A 16,007-nucleotide genomic window follows, 5' to 3' on the forward strand; every position below is an offset into this window, starting at 1 on the left:
GCCGGGAGTGATCCGCCGTTTCCTGGCCCGTCGGGCCGCCCGCCTGCTCTGTGCCGTGGCACTCGGCCTTGGCGCGTGCCCGGTCTGGGCGATGCCGCCGGGCGAGTACCAGATCAAGGCCGCCTACCTGCTCAACTTCACCCGCTACGTGGAGTGGCCTGCCCCGCGACTGCCGGCGGGCTCGCCGCTGCGCCTGTGCCTGCTGGGCCGCGACCCCTTCGGCGAGGCGCTGGCGGGCCTGGAGGGGCGGCAGGTGAATGGCCACGAGGTGAGGCTGCGCACCGTGGACGGGGTGGAGACGGCCGGCGAGTGCCACCTCGTCTTCATCGCCGACTCAGAGGAGCGGCGCGTCGGCTTGCTGCTGCGCGGGCTGGCCGGGCGCGGGGTGCTCACCGTCAGCGACATCGACGGCTTTGCCGAGGCCGGCGGCGGGATCGGTCTGGTGGTGGACGAGCGCCGGGTGCGCTTCGACATCAACCAGGCCACCCTCCAGCGGGAGAGCCTGCGCGCCAGCTCGCAGCTGCTGCGTCACGGCCGCAACGTGCTCGGCATGAAGGCGCCCTGATGGCACGCCTGCAGGATCTGCCCATCGGCCGCAAGCTGGGCATCGTGGCCCAGCTCAGTGCCCTCGTCGCCCTGGGCGTGGCCTTGCTGACGATCTTCCTGACCGAAGTGAACAGCGAGCTGCGGCGGGCCGACGAGGACGGGCGGATGCTCTCCGAGATCGTCGCCGACAACGCCATCTCGCCGCTGCGCTTCGACGACACCAAGGTGGCCGAGTCGCTGCTGGGCGCGCTGCAGCACCACGAGCGGATCGCCGCCGCCGTCGTGCTGCGCCCGGATGGCAGCGTCTTCGCCGACTACCCGGCGGGCCTGCGGGCCGACGGCGAGCACCTGGCCCGCCTGCGCGACTACCCCTCTGCCGGCTCCTTCAACTGGCGCACCCTTCATCTGGCGGTGGCCAAGCCCCTGACGAGCGACGGCGAGACCCTGGGCCGGCTCGTCATCGAGTTCGACCTGCGCTCCATCGTGGGGCGGCTGCTGCTGTGGCTGGGCTTCGCGCTGCTCGGGCTGGTGGTGGCGCTGATCGCCGCCAGCCTGTTCTCCCGGCGAATGCAGGGCACCATCGTCGAGCCCCTCCAGAAGCTCGCCGACGTGGTGCGCGCGGTGGGCGCCGGCAAGCGCTACGACCTGCGGGCGCCGCCGGGGCACGCCGACGAGGTGGGTGAGCTGATCGCCGGCTTCAATGGCATGCTGGCCGAGATCGCCACCCGCGACCGGGAGCTGACCCTGCATCGGGAGCGCCTGGCCTCCGAGGTGGCGGCCCGCACCGCCGAGCTGCAGGCCGCCATGGAGCAGGCCGAGGCGGCCAGCCGCGCCAAGACCCAGTTCCTGGCCAACATGAGCCACGAGATTCGCACCCCGATGAACGGCGTGATGGGCATGATCGGCCTGCTCCGCCAGACCTCGCTGGGCGAGCGCCAGCAGCGCTTTGTTGATATGCTGGACGATTCCGCGCGGGGGCTCATGGAGATCATCAACGACGTGCTCGACGTATCCAAGATCGAAGCAGGGCGGCTGGAGCTGGAGCTTCTGCCGTTCTCCCTGCGGGACACCCTCGACCAGGTGGCAACCCTCTTCGCCACGTCGGCCTACGCCCGCGGCCTGCAGCTCAACCTTCACGTGGATCGGCGGGTGCCCGACCGGGTGGTGGGCGACGGCCTGCGGGTTCGGCAGGTGCTCAACAATCTGGTGTCCAACGCCCAGAAGTTCACCGAGAAGGGCGGCATCTCGATTACCGTGGAGCCGGTGCCCGGCGCCCGCGACGGCTTCCTGCGCCTGCGCGTGCAGGTGCGCGACACCGGCATCGGCGTCCCCCGGGAGGCCGGCGCGCGGCTCTTCGAATCCTTCTCCCAGGCCGACAACTCCATGGCCCGGCGCTTCGGCGGCACCGGGCTGGGGCTGGCCATCGCCCGCCAGCTGGTGGAGCTGATGGCCGGCGAGATCGGCTACGTCACCGAGCCGGGCCGCGGCTCCTGCTTCTGGGTGGAGTTCGAGCTGGGCTGCGACCATGCCGGCACCGGGCCGGCGATGCCCCTGGTGGGGCGGGCCGCGCTGGTGGCGGTGGGCGATTCCCACCTGCGCGACGCGCTGGTGGAGCAGCTCGCCTATGCCGGCGCCCGCTCCGAGCTGGCCTACGACCGGCTGGCGGTGGATGAGATGCTCGCCATCGGCACCGGCTACGACTGGTTGATCGTCGACGGCAGCTTCGACGGCGGCTGCGGGCGACGGCTCCTCGAAGACCTGCGCCGACGGGCCGGGCACCCGACGCTGGTGGCCATCGTCGGCATCGGCCGCGAGGAGGTGGCGCAGATGCGCGACACCGGCGCCGCCATCATCCTCAGCCGCCCCCTCGCCACCGCCGAGGTGTGCCGCAACCTGGGCGCCCCGTCGGCGCCGGCTGCGGTGCCGGTGGGGCGCGCGCTGGCGGCGCACCTGCTGGTGGTGGAGGATCACCCGATCAACCGCGAGGTGGCGGTGGCGGTGCTCGAATCCCTCGGCTGCCGGGTATCGGTGGCGGTGGACGGGCGCGAGGCGGTCAATGTCTGCTACCGGCAGCGCTTCGATCTGGTGCTGATGGACATCCAGATGCCCGAGATGGACGGCCGTCAGGCCACCCTGGCGATCCGCGCCGACGAGCGCGCCCGGGGCCTGCCGCGGATGCCCATCGTCGCCCTCACCGCCAACGCCCTGCGCGAGGACCGGGACGCCTGCCTGGCCGCGGGGATGGACGATTACGTGGTCAAGCCGGTGTCGGGCGAGCAGCTGTGGGCGGTGCTGAGTCGCTGGCTGCGGACGGCCCCGGCGCCGGCCCCCACGGCCCCTGCGGCGCCCAGGCCGGCCGCGCCCCCGCCGACCGAGCCGGCGCTGGACATCCACATCCTGATGGGCCTGCCGGGCGTCAATGGCCGGCGCGACGCGCCGATGCTGACCCGCCTGCTGGCCCTCTTCGTGGCCGAGACCGGGCGCAACGTGAGCGGCATCGTGGACGGGGCGACGGCGGGCGACGCCATCGCCGTGCAACGTCTGGCCCACAAGATGAAGTCGGCCTGCCTGGCGATCGGCGCGGTGCAGCTGGGGGTGCGCGCCCGCGCCCTCGACGAGCGGATGAAGGCCGGCTGCCGGCCCGAGCCCGCCGACGCTGCGCGCATCGTCGACGCCTGGGCCGCGTGTACGCAACGTCTGTCCCAGGAGGGATTCGTGAGCGCGGACGAAATCAGCCGGGTGGAAGGCCCGATCAACTCATGACCGCAACGCCAAAACCCCACATCCTGGTCGTGGACGACGACCCCCTCACCCGCATGATGGCCACCGAGGCGCTCCGCGAGGGCGGCTTCGTCACCTCCGAGGCCGAGGACGGCGTGCGCGCCGTGGCGGCCTTCGACGCGGTGCACCCCGATCTGGTGCTGCTGGACGTGATGATGCCCGGGCTGTCCGGCTTCGAGGTGTGCCGCCGGGTGCGCGCCACGCCCGCCGGCGAGCTGGTGCCGATCATCATGCTCACCGGGCTGGACGACAGCGAATCGGTGGAGCAGGCCTTCGACGCCGGCGCCACCGACTTCATCTCCAAGCCGATCAACTGGACGCTGCTGCGCTTCCGCATCCGCTACGTGCTGCGTTCGGCCCAGCTGCTCAAGGAGCTGGTGCGCAACAAGGAGAGCCTCTCCAGCGCCCAGCGGATCGCCCGGCTCGGGAGCTGGGAGTGGTTCGTCCCCACCGACGAGGTGCAGCGTTCGACCCAGTACTACCGGCTGTTCGGCCAGCACGCCGACACCTTCGGCGAGGGCATGGAGGCGCTGGTCGCGCACGTGTACGGCCCCGACCGGGCGATGGTGGGGATGGCCCTGGCCGGCGCCCGCAAGGGCGTGGGCTACCAGCTCACCTACCGGGTGGTGTGGCCCGACGGCAGCGTGCGCACCCTCCTCGAGACCGCCGAGCGCACCGACGAGGCCGGCGAGCCCGAGACCCTGCTGATGGAGGGCAGCGTGCAGGACATCACCGAGCAGGTCGAGGCCCAGCGGCGGATCCGCCAGCTGGCCTACTTCGATCCGCTCACCGGGCTGCCCAACCGGGAGTTCTTCCGCGAGAGCCTGCTTTCGGCCGCCGCCCGCTGCCTGCGCAACGACAGCCGCTGCGCGGTGATGGTGGTGGATATCGACCGCTTCGCGCGGATCAACGACAGCCTGGGCCCCGAGCGGGGCGACCAGGTGCTGCAGGTGATCGGCCACCGCCTGCGCGAGCGCATGGGCGACCGCACGCCCGCCGAGCCGGCCGGCGGCGGCGCCCTGCCGCGGCTCAAGGTGGCCCGCCTGGCGGCCGACGAGTTCGGCATTCTGGTGAGCGACGTGGGCGAGGTGGAGGAGGTGCTGGCGATGGCCCACGAGCTGCTTCAGGCGGTGCAGGCGCCGATCCGCGTGCCGGGGCAGGACATCACCCTGTCGGCGCGGGTGGGGGTGGCGGTGATGCCCGAGCACGCCACCGAGGCCGACGCCATCCTGAAGGCGGCCGAGACGGCGCTCAACCGGGCCAAGCGGGTCACCCGCGAATCCGTGGCGCTGTTCTCCGAGGAGATGAAGGTGGCGGCCTTCCTGCGCTTCACCCTGGAGGGCGACCTGCGCCGGGCGATCGGCGAGGAGGAGCTGCAGGTGCTCTACCAGCCCATCGTGGATGTGGGGCGCAAGGCCATCGTGAAGGCCGAGGCGCTGGTGCGCTGGCCGCACCTGGCGCGGGGGCCGGTGCCGCCGCCGGAGTTCATCTCGCTGGCCGAGGAGACGGGGATGATCGTGCCGCTCACCCGGGCGGTGATCGAGCGGGTGTGCAACGACATCGCCGAGCTGGGCGACGCGCTGCCGGCGGATTTCCGGGTCAGCATCAACCTGTCGGGGGTGAACTTCATGGACGCCCAGCTGATCCCCACCGTGCGGGCGGTGCTCGACGGGGCCGGCGTGCCGGCGTCGCGGATCGAGTTCGAGCTGACCGAGACGGTGCTGATGCGCGATCTCGACTACGCCACGCTCACCCTCGCCCAGCTGCGGGAGATGGGCATCCGGGTGGCGGTGGACGATTTCGGCACCGGCTACTCGTCGCTGGCCTACCTGCGCCGGCTGGCGGTGAATACCCTGAAGATCGACCGCTCCTTCGTGAGCGAGCTGGACGACGGGCAGGGGGTGGCGATCGTCAAGGCGGTGATCGGGCTGGCCCACAGCCTGGGGCTGGAGGTGGTGGCCGAGGGGGTGGAGACCGCCGCCCAGCTGGAGGCGCTGCGCCAGCAGGGCTGCGATCTGGTGCAGGGCTACCTGTTCGCCCGGCCCATGTCGAGCCGGGCGCTGGCCCAGTCCCTCAGCCGCGCCAGCGTGCTGCTGCCGGAAGGCCCGGGGCGCAGCGGCGGCTAGCTGCGCGGGGCGGGCTGGATGGCGATGGTGAGGCGCACGCCTTCCGAGGCTTCCAGGTCGCGCAGCTGGCGGATGAGGTTTTCGTCCAGCACGAAATCCGCCGCCAGCAGCATCACCCCGTCGCGGGTCACCAGGTCGCGGGCCAGCACCATGCCGGGCCGCAGCGAGGCGGCGCTCACCTCGTTCATCGGCGGCGGGATGTTCTCGGCGCTCGATCCGGTCACCTCCAGGAAGGCGTCCACCACCTGCGGGCAGTAGCGCTTGCCGCGGTTCTGCTGGATCAGGGCGATGGCTTCGGCGGGCTTGAGCTTGCGCGGCGAGAGGGTGCCGCTCTGCATGTCGTCGTAGTCGTTGACCAGCGCGATCACCCGCGCGCCGTACGGAATGGCCAGCCCGGAGAGGCGGTCGGGGTAGCCCTGGCCGTCCCAGCGCTCGTGGTGGCTGCGGATCAGGGTGGCGGCGCCGCGCATGTTCTCCAGGGCCATCAGGGCGGCCTGGCCGGTGATGGGGTGCTTGCGCAGCAGCCCCAGCTCGTCGCCGGTCATGTGCGAGACGGGCTTGGCGAGCAGGTCGTCGGGCAAGCCGATCTTGCCGATGTCGTGGAGCAGGCCGGCGAGCATCACGTCCTGCACTTCGGCCGGCGGGAAGTTGAGGCGCACCGCCACCTTGCGGGCCAGATCGGCGACCCGCTTGGCGTGGCCGGCGTTGCTGCCCTCGCGCAGCTCGATGAGGTTGGAGAACACGCGGATCGAGGTGAGGAAGCTCTGCTTGAGCTTCTCGTGGGCGCTCTTGAGTTCGGCGGTGCGCGCCTCGACCTTCTGCTCGAGGCTGGCGTTGAGGGATTTCAGCTCGTCGTTCTGCTTCTGGGTGAGGGCTTCGAGGCGGGTCTTCTCGCGGCTCAGGGCCTGGCGTTCGAGGGCTTCGCGGACGGTAAGCAATACATCCTGGTCGTTCCAGGGCTTGGAAATGTATCGGGTTATCTGGCCGCTGTTGATCGCCGCGACGGTGGATTCCATGTCGGCGTAGCCGGTGAGCAGCAGGCGCACGGTGTCGGGGTGGCGCTTGCGGGCTTCGGCCAGGAAGGTGGCGCCGTCCATCACCGGCATGCGCATGTCGGAGATGATGAGATCGACGTGCTCGCGCCCGAGCAGTTCGAGGCCCTCGGCGCCGCTGTTGGCCACATGCACGGTGTAGCCGTGGGGGCGGAACAGGCGGCGCAGGGCGGAGAGGATGTTGGCTTCGTCGTCCACGCACAGGATCGAGAAGGCGGGGGCCGGGGCGGGGCTCCGGTCGGGCGTGGCGGGGGCTGCGGCGGCTAGGGTCATGGGCTTACTCCCGGTACGGCCTGGTGATGGACGGGCAGGGTGATGCGGAAGCAGGTGCCGGTGCCCGGCGCGCTGCTGGCGGCGATGTGGCCGTGGTGCTTCTGCACGATGCCGTAGGAGAGCGACAGGCCGAGGCCGGTGCCCTTGCCCACGGGCTTGGTGGTGAAGAAGGGGTCGAAGATGCGGTCGAGCACGTCCGGCGGGATGCCGCTGCCGTCGTCGGCGATCTCGATCCACACCGTGTCGCCGTCGTGGCCGGTGCGCACGCAGATGGTGCCGCGCCGGTTGTCGGGCATGGCCTGGGCGGCGTTCACGAAGAGGTTCATGAACACCTGGTTGAGCTGCGAGGGCAGGCACTCGACCAGCGGCAGGGTGCCGTACTCGCGCACCACGTCGGCCTTGTACTTGATCTCGTTGCTGGCGATGTTGAGGGTGCTGTCGAGGCCCTGGTGGAGATCGGCGGCCTGCCAGTCCTGACTGGCGTCGGTGCGCGAGAAGTCGCGCAGGTCCTGGACGATCTTGCGCACCCGGGCGGTGCCTTCGGCGGATTCGCTGATGAGTTCGCCGATGTCGTCGCGCAGGTAGGCGAAATCCACCGCGCGCTTGACCGACTCGATGGCGTCGGCGTCGGCCGGCGGCAGGGCGCTGCGGTGGGCCTCGTAGGTGTCGAGCACTTCCAGCAGCTGGCCGATGTAGGTCTTCAGGCTGTGGAGGTTGGAGTTGACGTAGCCGATGGGGTTGTTGATCTCGTGGGCGACGCCGGCGGCGAGCTGGCCGATGGAGGCCATCTTCTCGGACTGGACGAGCTGCTGCTGGGTGTCGTGGAGCCGGCAGTTGAGATCGGTGAGTTCGACGTAGCGCTTGAGCAGCTCGGTCTCGGCCATCTCGCGGCGGGCGATGTCTTCCTCCAGGCTGGCCTTGGCGTCCTGCAGGTCGCGGGTGCGCTGGACGACGGTGGCTTCCAGGTCGGCGCGCATCTGCAGCAGGGCGTTTTCGGCGTTCTTGCGTTCGGTGATGTCCTGGAGGGTTTCGATGGCGCCGATCATGGCGCCGTCGGCGTTGTAGAGGGGCGCGGCGGTGAAGTACAGCCAGCGGCCGCAGCCGCCCACCCGGGGGAAGAAGTCTTCGGCTTCGTAGGCGCCGGCGATGACCTGGGAGCGGCGCAGGTTCTTGCCGCCGTAGAGCCCGATGATCTCGTCCACGGTGCCCGACACGATGAGGTCGGCGAGGATCGGCCGCTCGCTGTCGTAGAAGGCCTCCCACTGGCGGCGGGTGCCGACCATCGCGGCGGCGGGCAGGCCGAGGATCTGCTCGCAGGCGCGGTTCCAGTGGGTGACGGCGTGGCTGGCGTCGATGACCAGGGTGGGCACCGGGTCGCCGTCGATGATCTGGGCGAGGAGCTGCTTGGCCTGCTGCTGGGCGGCTTCGGCGAGCTTGCGGTCGGTGATGTCCACCAGGCTGCACACGGCGGTGCGCTGGCCGTCGATGTCGGTCCGGGCGATGGTCAGCTCGACCCAGCGCGTTTCGCCGGCGCGGGTGACGAGGCAGGTTTCGCGGTGGCTGGGCGGGGCGTCCCGGGCGGCCGTCCGGGCCAGCGCCTCCACGCAATCCTGGGCGTGGCCGGGGAACAGCCGGGCGAAGGGCATCCGGGCGAGTTCGGCCTCGCTGTAGCCGGTGAGCCGGGCGAGGGCGCCGTTGGCGAACAGGATGGTGTCGCCCCGGTGCAGGGCGACGGCGGTCGCCACGCATTCGGCGAGGGGAAACTGGCTGGCCGGCAGGGTGTAGGTGGCGGTGTCCATGGCGTGGTCAGCCCAGCAGCGGCAGGTGCGCCTCGAAGCGCCCGTGGGTTTCGGCCAGCACGGCGGTGAGGGCTTGCCAGTCGAGCCCCAGGGCGTCGACCGCGGCGAGCTGCAGGCGGGCCATCTGGGTGTTGTCGGCGCCCTCCAGGTCGAGGGCCTTGGCGATCCCGTCGGCGTAGTGGACGATGGCCGCCAGGCTGCCCGGGGCGGCGGCGGCCGGGTTGTGGTGGAAGGCCAGGGCTTCGACGATCTCGGCCGGGAAGTTCCAGTGCTGGGCGATGGCGGCGCCGACCGCGGTATGGTCGCAGCCGAAGATCTCGCTCTCCACGTCCACCAGGTGGCAATCCCGTTCGGCGGCGCGCTGGATGACCTGGGTGAAGTGGCCGGGGTAGGCCGACACCATCACCAGCCGGCCGATGTCGTGGAGCAGGCCGGCGATGAAGAGGTGGTCGGGCTTGCGCCGCAGGGGGCGGGCGAGGGCCTGGGCCGCTACCGCGGTGCCGATCACGTGGCGCCAGAAGCGGTCGGCGGAGAAGCCGTCGCAGCGGCCGGCGGGCAGGGTGGTGACGACCGCGCTGGTGAGCACCAGCGAGCGCACCGCCGAGAAGCCCAGCACCACGATGGCGTCGTGGATCGAGCCGACCCGCGCCTGCAGGCCGTAGAAGGGCGAGTTGGCCACCCGCAGCACGCGGGCGGCGATGGCCTGGTCGCGGGCGATGCGGTGGGCCAGGGCGTCCACGTCGGGGTCGCCGCCGGAGAGGGTCTGCAGCAGCTCCAGGGCCACCGCCGGCATGGCCGGCAGGGCGTGGATGTGCTGGACGATGTCGGCGAGGCTGGGCTGGCTCACTTTAGTTGCTCCTCGCGGAAGGCCAGCACGGCGTGCAGCAGGGGCTGGGCGGCCGGGTCGTCGGCGGTGTGGCGGAAGATGTGCATCACCCGCGCCCGCATGGCTTCGCGCCGGCGGGTGAGGTCGTCGGGGGGCGTCGGCGGGGCGATGGCGAGCCGCGCAATGCCACGCCGGCGCAGGGCGTCGAGGTGGCTGTCGGTGAGGACGACCCCGGCCGGCAGCAGCACCTGATCGTGGCGGTCCATCACCGCGTCGGCCAGGGTCATGCCGGGCTGGACGTCGGCGAGGGGGAGGTCGAGGGCGGTGCTCATGGCGCGGGCGTTCCGCGGTTGAAGGTGAGCAGCGTGCCGCGGGTGCTGCGGCTGCCGCCCAGGGGGTGAACGTCGATGCGGCAGCCCAGCTCGGGGCAGTCCACGCCGGCGCCGTCGGCGGCCGCGCCGATCCGGGCGAGCAGCTCGGGCGGCAGCACCGCCACGGCGTCCAGCCCGATCAGCGGCGCGTGCCCGGGGAACAGCCGCTCGGCGGCGCCGTTGGCCAGGGCGATCATGCCGCCCGGGTCGAGGCCCATCAGCGGCAGGGGGATGGTGGCGAGGGCTTCCTGGGCCAGCCCGAGGGAGGTTTCGCCCATGCCGAGGCGGCGCTCCCGGTCGGCCAGCACGCACTTGAGCTGGGCGTTGATGCGCTCCAGCTCGCTGTTGGCGCGGGACAGCTCGGTGGACAGGCGGCGGTTCTCGTCGGACAGCAGCTTGCGGCGGAAGGCTTCGTCGATGTTGGCGACGAGCATCGCGTCGTCCCACGGTTTGGTGAGGAACTTGTAGATCGCGCCTTCGTTGATGGCGTCGGTGACCGACTGGAGATCGGTGTAGCCGGAGAGCACCATCCGCACGGTGTCGGGCGCCATGTCCTTGGCCTTGCGCAGGAACTCCACGCCGGTCATGCCGGGCATGCGCTGGTCGGAGACGATCACGTCCACGCTGTGGGTGGCCAGCAACTCCAGGCCCTCCTTGCCGCCGGTGGCGGTGAGGATGGTGTAGCCCTCGCGGCGTAGCAGGCGGCGCAGGGCGGCGAGGATGTTGGCCTCGTCGTCCACCAGCAGCAGGGTGCGCTCGGGCTGGGCGGCGCGCTGGAGGTGGGCCTCGATGCGCAGGCCGGTCTTCATCAGGGCGGCGAAGCGGTCGGCCGGCTCGGCGCCGCAGAACAGGGGGCCACGGGTCTCGTCGCAGCCGGCGGCGGTCATCACCGAGGCGGTGTGGGCGTCGCCGATGCCCGCGGCGCACACCGACAGCCCCATCTTGTGGGCGCGGTTGACCAGCGCCCGTACGATGGCCACGCCTTCCGGGTCCACCACCACGTCCTGCACCAGCCGCGAGGGCACCTCCAGGCTGTCCAGCGGCAGCCGGCGGGCCCACGCCAGGTGGGCGTTGGCCGGGCTGGCGGCGTCGATGGACAGGCGGATGCCGCAGCGCTTGAGGTGCTGGAGGGCCGCCTCTTCGGTGTCGGACAGGGTGTCGTGGCCGGTGACGATCGCGAACTCGAGGGTGCACGGGGTGAGCCGGGTGTCCAGCAGCACCCGCGACAGGGCCTGGGCGAAGGCCGGGTCGCACAGGGCCGCGAGGCGCGCGCCCAGCGACAGCACGAAGGGCCGGGTGCGCCCCCGGGACCAGTCCGCCACCTGCTGGCAGGCGGCGCGCAGCATGGGCAGGTCGCCCGCCGAGGCGATCGCCGCGTCGGCGCTGCCGTCGGGCCCGGGCACGTGCAGCCGGGCGCCCGCCAGCTCGCCGCTGCTGCACTCGAAACGGGGCTGGTAGGCGAGCAGGGCCGGCGATTCGGGAGGGGGGGCGAGGTGTTCCATCTGTTCTCCAGGTTGCGCGGCGGCGTCGGAAGACCTTGATCGACGGCAGGCGCACACCCGCCGCCACGCCTGCAGACAGGCTATCGGCCGAAGTCGCCCGGTCTTTAGCGGGCGGCGACGGGGCGGGCAGGGTAAAATCCCGGCCCATGTCCGATCACGCCCACCACTTTCCGGTCCTCGCCCTTGTCGCCATCGGCGTCGGCGCCGCCCTGGGCGCCTGGTTGCGCTGGTGGCTGGGCTTGCGCCTCAACCCCCTGTTCGCCCACCTGCCGCTGGGCACCCTGGCGGCCAACCTGCTGGGGGGCTATCTGGTGGGCGTGGCGGTGGCGTGGTTTGCGCTGCGCACCGATCTGCCGCCCGAGGCGCGTCTGTTCATCGTGACCGGCTTTCTGGGCGGGCTGACCACCTTCTCGTCCTTCTCGGCGGAGGTCGTCCACCTCATCGACACCGCCCGCTACGCCTGGGCCCTGGGCGCTGCCGCGCTGCACCTGGGCGGCTCCCTGTGCATGACCGCCGTCGGGATGTGGACCGTCCACGCGCTGCGCGGCTGATCTGCGAAACCGATACGTTTCGCTCGCCTCTTACCTTTTTGTTGTATCGCAATGCCAGCCTCGCCCGACGCCCAAGACCCCTATCGCCTGCTTGAACACTGCCTGTCGGCCGACCGCCCGCGCCTGCGCCGGGAGCTGCGCAAGCTCGCCCGTCGCCCGCGCACCCTGGCCGACGTGCCGGAGGCGCTGCGCCTTTCCATCGCCGATTCCGCCGCGAAGCTGATCGCCCGCCGCGAGGCGCTGCCGCAGCCGGATTTCCCGCCCGACCTGCCGGTCAACCAGCGCAAGGACGAGATCGCCGCGGCGATCCGCGACCACCAGGTGGTGATCGTGTGCGGCGAGACCGGCTCGGGCAAGACCACCCAGCTGCCCAAGATCTGCCTGGCGCTGGGGCGCGGCGTCGCCGGCCTGATCGGCCACACCCAGCCCCGGCGGATCGCCGCCCGCGCCACCGCCACCCGCATCGCGCAAGAGCTGAAGAGCGAGCTGGGCGCCACCGTCGGCTTCAAGATCCGCTTCACCGACCGCATCGGCCCCCAGAGCTACGTCAAGCTGATGACCGACGGCATCCTGCTCGCCGAAACCCAGGGCGACCCGCTGCTGTCGGCCTACGACACGCTCATCATCGACGAGGCCCACGAGCGCAGCCTCAACATCGATTTCCTGCTTGGCTACCTGCGCCAGCTGCTCGTCAAGCGGCCGGACATGAAGCTGATCGTCACCTCGGCCACGCTGGACGCCGAGCGCTTCGCCCGCCACTTCGGCACGCCCGACAAACCCGCGCCGGTGATCGAAGTCTCGGGCCGGCTCTACCCCATCGAGATGCGCTACCGGCCCGTCGAGCGCGACGAGCCCAAGCCGGCCCGCCCCGGCGAGCCCACCCCGCGCCAGGACAGCCGCGGCCCCGACCGCGACCTCTACGACGCGCTGGTCGATGCGGTGGACGAAGCCCAGCGCAGCGGCCCCGGCGACGTGCTGGTCTTCCTGCCCGGCGAGCGCGAGATCCGCGAGGCCGCCGAAGCCCTGCGCAAGGCCCACCACGCCGCCGGCACCGAGATTCTGCCGCTCTTCGCCCGCCAGTCGGCCCAGGAGCAGGCGCGGGTGTTTGCGCCCTCCAAGGGCCGCCGGGTGGTGCTCGCCACCAACGTGGCCGAAACCTCGCTCACCGTGCCGGGCATCCGCTACGTGGTGGATACCGGCCTCGCGCGGGTCAAGCGCTACAGCCACCGCAACAAGGTGGAGCAGCTGCAGATCGAGAAGATCGCCCAGTCGGCGGCCCGCCAGCGCGCCGGCCGCTGCGGCCGGGTGAGCGACGGCATCTGCTTCCGGCTCTACGACGAGGACGACTTCAACAAGCGCCCGGCCCACACCGATCCGGAAATCCTCCGCTCGTCCCTCGCCGGGGTGATCCTGCGGATGAAATCCCTCAAGCTGGGCGAGGTGGCCGACTTCCCCTTCATCGACGCGCCGCTGCCGCGCATGGTGGCCGACGGCTACCAGCTGCTGGCCGAGCTGGGCGCGGTCGAAGAGGCCGATGGCGGGGCGGCGATGAACCTCACCCCCATCGGCCGCGAGCTGGCCAAGCTGCCGCTGGACCCGAAGATCGGCCGGATGATCCTCGCCGCGCGGGATCGCGGCAGCCTCGCCGAGGTGCTGGTGATCGCCGCGGCGCTCTCCACGCAAGACGTGCGCGAGCGCCCGCCCGAGCGTCAGGCCGCCGCCGACCAGGCCCACGCCCGCTTCCGCGGGCCGGAGCAGGAGCAGAAATCCGAGTTCCTGTGGTACTGGAACCTCTGGAAAGCCTGGGAAGAGGTGCAACGCCACGAGACATCGAGCAAGCAGAAGGCGTGGTGCAAGAACAACTTCCTGTCGTGGCTGCGCCTGCGCGAGTGGCGCGACGTGTTCACCCAGCTCCACACCCTGTGCGCCGAGCATGGCTGGAAGGAGAACGACAAGCCCGCCAGCTTCGAGGACATCCACAAGGCGCTGCTCACCGGCCTGCTGGGCCACGTGGGCTGCAAGATCGAGGACGCCTCCGGCCCGGCGGCGGGCAGCTACCTGGGCGCCCGCGGCATCAAGTTCTGGCCGCACCCGGGCTCCGCCATCGCCAAGAAGGCCGGCAAGTGGATCGTGTGCGCCGAGCTGGTGGATACCTCGCGGCTGTTCGGCCGCTGCCTCGCCCGCATCGAGCCCGAGTGGCTGGAGGAAGTGGGCGGCCACCTGCTCAAGCGCCACATCTCCGAGCCCCACTGGTCGAAGGCCAGCGGCGCGGTGCGCGGCTGGGAGCGCGGCACGCTGTACGGCCTCACGGTGTATCCCCGCCGCGGCGTGAGCTACCGCGACATCGACCCGGCCCTGTGCCGCGAGCTGTTCATCCGCGAAGGGCTGGTGCAGGGCGAGATCGCCGAAGGCCCGGCCCGGGGCATGGCCTTCCTGGGCCACAACCGCCGGCTGATGGCCGAGATCGAGCGGCTGGAGCACAAATCCCGCCGCCCCGACGTGCTGGTGGATGAGGCGCTGATCTACGCCTTCTACGACGCCAAGCTGCCGCCCGACGTGCTCGACCTCGCCGGCTTCGAGGCCTGGCGCAAGGCCGCCGAGAAGAAGGCGCCCAAGCTGCTGCAGCTCACCCGCGACCAGCTGATGCGCCACGACGCGGAGGGCATCACCACCGACCGCTTCCCGTCCAGCCTCGAAGTGCTGGGCCAGAAGCTCAAGCTCGCCTACCTCCACGAGCCCGGCGAGGCCGACGACGGGGTGACCCTCACCGTGCCCCTGGCGATGCTCAACCAGATCCCCGCCAACCGCTGCGAGTGGCTGGTGCCCGGCCTGCTCGAAGAGAAGGTCACCGCGCTCCTGCGCACCGTGCCGCAGAAGCACCGCCACCGCCTGCAGCCGATGGCCGACAGCGCGGCGGACTTCATGGCGAAGTTCGAGGCCGGCGAGTTCGATCTGGACGACCCGCTCATCAAGGCCCTGCAACGCTTCGTGGAAGAGCGGGTGTCCCTCAAGCTGCCGATGGAGAGCTTCCGGCCCGAGAACCTCAACCCCCACTGCTTCATGAACTTCCGGGTGCAGGACGAGCACGGCCGCATCCTCGGCCAGTCGCGCCACCTGGCCGAGCTGCGCACGAAATTCCGCGACCAGGTGGCCCAGCGCTTCCAGAGCGCGCGTATCGTGCCGGCGGCCGAACCCGCCGCGCCGGCGCCGAAGAAGGGCCTTGATCCAGCGCCCGCCAAGGCTGCGGCCCCCGCGCCCAGCGCCGACAGGCAACTCGCCGGTTTCACAGGGTGGAGCTTCGGCCCGCTGCCCGAGCTGCTGGAGGTGAAGGTGGCCGGCCGCGAGATCGTCGGCTTCCCGGCGCTCCACGACGACGGCGCCAGCGTCTCGCTGCGCCCCTACGACACGCCGGAGGAAGCCGCCAAGGTGCATCGCGGCGGCCTCGCGCGGCTCTTTGCGCTGGCCCTGTCGGCCCAGGTCAAGGCCATCGAGAAGCTGCCGGGCATCCGCGAGCTGGCGCTGCAGTTCATCGGCTACGGCAGCGAGGCCGAGCTGAAGGCCCAGCTCGTCACCGCTACCCTGGCGCGCTGCTGCCTGCTCGAACCGCTGCCCGCCGACGCCGACGCCTTCGACAAGCGCTGCCAGGAGGCCAAGCCGCGCATCACCCTGGTGGCCCAGGAGCTGATGCGCCTCACCGGCCAGCTGATCGTCGAGCACGCCACGCTCACCAAACGCCTCGCCGGCCTCAAGACCTTCCCCGACGTGGTGGCCGACATCAACGCCCAGGTGGCCAGGCTGATGCCCAAGCACTTCCTCGTCGCGCTGCCCTACGAGCGCATCGCCCAGATCCCGCGCTACCTCAAGGGCGCCACGGTGCGCATCGACAAGCTGCGCAACAACCCCGCGCGGGACGCCGAGCTGATGGGCGACTGGAAGAAGCTCGCCCAGCCCTTCGAGCGCGAGTGGCTCGCCAAGGCCAAGGCCGGCGTCACCGACCCCCAGCTGGAGGAATTCCGCTGGCTGCTGGAGGAGCTGCGGGTGGGCCTGTTCGCCCAGGAGCTGAAGACGCCGATGCCGGTGTCGGTGAAGCGCCTGCAGAAGATCTGGGAGAGCCGGCCGCGCTGACCCGATGCCATCCGGCTGGCGGGCGGCAGGCCGGATGCATGGCGGGCGTGACCGA

At 71.4% G+C, this 16,007-nt stretch carries 10 protein-coding genes; 5 read left to right on the top strand and 5 right to left on the bottom strand.

The genetic code is table 11. The annotated features are described in order from the left end of the window. Positions 1-7 precede the first annotated feature (7 nt). Genes ACE3N6_RS02675 through ACE3N6_RS02685 form a run of 3 tightly spaced genes read left to right on the top strand, consistent with a single transcriptional unit; the run spans position 8 to position 5,453 of the window. Entirely contained in the window at positions 8-565 is a 558-nt protein-coding gene (locus ACE3N6_RS02675; protein WP_374243622.1) for a YfiR family protein, read from the top strand. Next, positions 565-3,309, top strand: coding sequence for a response regulator (locus ACE3N6_RS02680; protein WP_374243623.1), 2,745 nt, complete (start codon positions 565-567; stop codon positions 3,307-3,309). Before ACE3N6_RS02675 ends, ACE3N6_RS02680 begins: the two co-directional genes overlap by 1 nt. Beyond that, positions 3,306-5,453, top strand: a complete 2,148-nt coding sequence (locus tag ACE3N6_RS02685; RefSeq protein ID WP_374243624.1) for a putative bifunctional diguanylate cyclase/phosphodiesterase — start codon at positions 3,306-3,308, stop codon at positions 5,451-5,453. Before ACE3N6_RS02680 ends, ACE3N6_RS02685 begins: the two co-directional genes overlap by 4 nt. Here the strand turns inward: ACE3N6_RS02685 and ACE3N6_RS02690 are convergent. From ACE3N6_RS02690 to ACE3N6_RS02710, 5 genes are read right to left on the bottom strand one after another with little or no spacing between them, the layout of a single operon-like run. Further along, entirely contained in the window at positions 5,450-6,778 is a 1,329-nt protein-coding gene (locus tag ACE3N6_RS02690) for an HD domain-containing phosphohydrolase (protein ID WP_374243625.1), read from the bottom strand. The two genes, ACE3N6_RS02685 and ACE3N6_RS02690, sit on opposite strands and share 4 nt — an antisense overlap. Then, entirely contained in the window at positions 6,775-8,577 is a 1,803-nt protein-coding gene (locus ACE3N6_RS02695) for an ATP-binding protein (protein WP_374243626.1), read from the bottom strand. The genes ACE3N6_RS02690 and ACE3N6_RS02695 overlap by 4 nt, the downstream gene beginning before the upstream one ends. 7 nt (positions 8,578-8,584) lie before the next feature. Next, complete coding sequence (locus ACE3N6_RS02700; RefSeq protein WP_374243627.1) at positions 8,585-9,424, bottom strand: HDOD domain-containing protein; 840 nt, start codon at positions 9,422-9,424, stop codon at positions 8,585-8,587. Then, positions 9,421-9,735 carry a hypothetical protein gene (locus ACE3N6_RS02705; RefSeq protein WP_374243628.1) on the bottom strand — a complete coding sequence of 105 codons (315 nt, stop codon included), beginning with the start codon at positions 9,733-9,735 and terminating at the stop codon, positions 9,421-9,423. The genes ACE3N6_RS02700 and ACE3N6_RS02705 overlap by 4 nt, the downstream gene beginning before the upstream one ends. Continuing rightward, positions 9,732-11,276 (bottom strand): EAL domain-containing protein, encoded by a 1,545-nt coding sequence (locus ACE3N6_RS02710; protein WP_374243629.1) that lies wholly within the window; start codon positions 11,274-11,276, stop codon positions 9,732-9,734. Before ACE3N6_RS02710 ends, ACE3N6_RS02705 begins: the two co-directional genes overlap by 4 nt. A gap of 146 nt (positions 11,277-11,422) precedes the next feature. On the opposite strand from ACE3N6_RS02710, the gene crcB reads away from it, so the two are divergent. Continuing rightward, the gene (crcB, locus tag ACE3N6_RS02715) at positions 11,423-11,827 is read left to right on the top strand and encodes a fluoride efflux transporter CrcB (protein WP_374243630.1); all 405 of its coding nucleotides are present in this window, start codon (positions 11,423-11,425) and stop codon (positions 11,825-11,827) included. A gap of 51 nt (positions 11,828-11,878) precedes the next feature. Next, positions 11,879-15,952: an ATP-dependent RNA helicase HrpA gene (gene hrpA / locus ACE3N6_RS02720; protein WP_374243631.1), complete on the top strand. Its 4,074-nt coding sequence runs from the start codon at positions 11,879-11,881 to the stop codon at positions 15,950-15,952. Positions 15,953-16,007: the final 55 nt, after the last annotated feature.

Source organism: Zoogloea sp. (assembly GCF_041904905.1).
Classification (GTDB): Bacteria; Pseudomonadota; Gammaproteobacteria; order Burkholderiales; family Rhodocyclaceae; genus Zoogloea.

Bases quoted from the DNA above. Each gene is read 5' to 3' on its own strand.
- ACE3N6_RS02680 (WP_374243623.1), top strand. From the start codon at position 565: ATGGCACGCCTGCAGGATCTGCCCATCGGCCGCAAGCTGGGCATCGTG.
- ACE3N6_RS02685 (WP_374243624.1), top strand. From the start codon at position 3,306: ATGACCGCAACGCCAAAACCCCACATCCTGGTCGTGGACGACGACCCC.
- ACE3N6_RS02690 (WP_374243625.1), bottom strand. From the start codon at position 6,778: ATGACCCTAGCCGCCGCAGCCCCCGCCACGCCCGACCGGAGCCCCGCC.
- ACE3N6_RS02695 (WP_374243626.1), bottom strand. From the start codon at position 8,577: ATGGACACCGCCACCTACACCCTGCCGGCCAGCCAGTTTCCCCTCGCC.
- ACE3N6_RS02705 (WP_374243628.1), bottom strand. From the start codon at position 9,735: ATGAGCACCGCCCTCGACCTCCCCCTCGCCGACGTCCAGCCCGGCATG.
- ACE3N6_RS02710 (WP_374243629.1), bottom strand. From the start codon at position 11,276: ATGGAACACCTCGCCCCCCCTCCCGAATCGCCGGCCCTGCTCGCCTAC.
- crcB (WP_374243630.1), top strand. From the start codon at position 11,423: ATGTCCGATCACGCCCACCACTTTCCGGTCCTCGCCCTTGTCGCCATC.
- hrpA (WP_374243631.1), top strand. From the start codon at position 11,879: ATGCCAGCCTCGCCCGACGCCCAAGACCCCTATCGCCTGCTTGAACAC.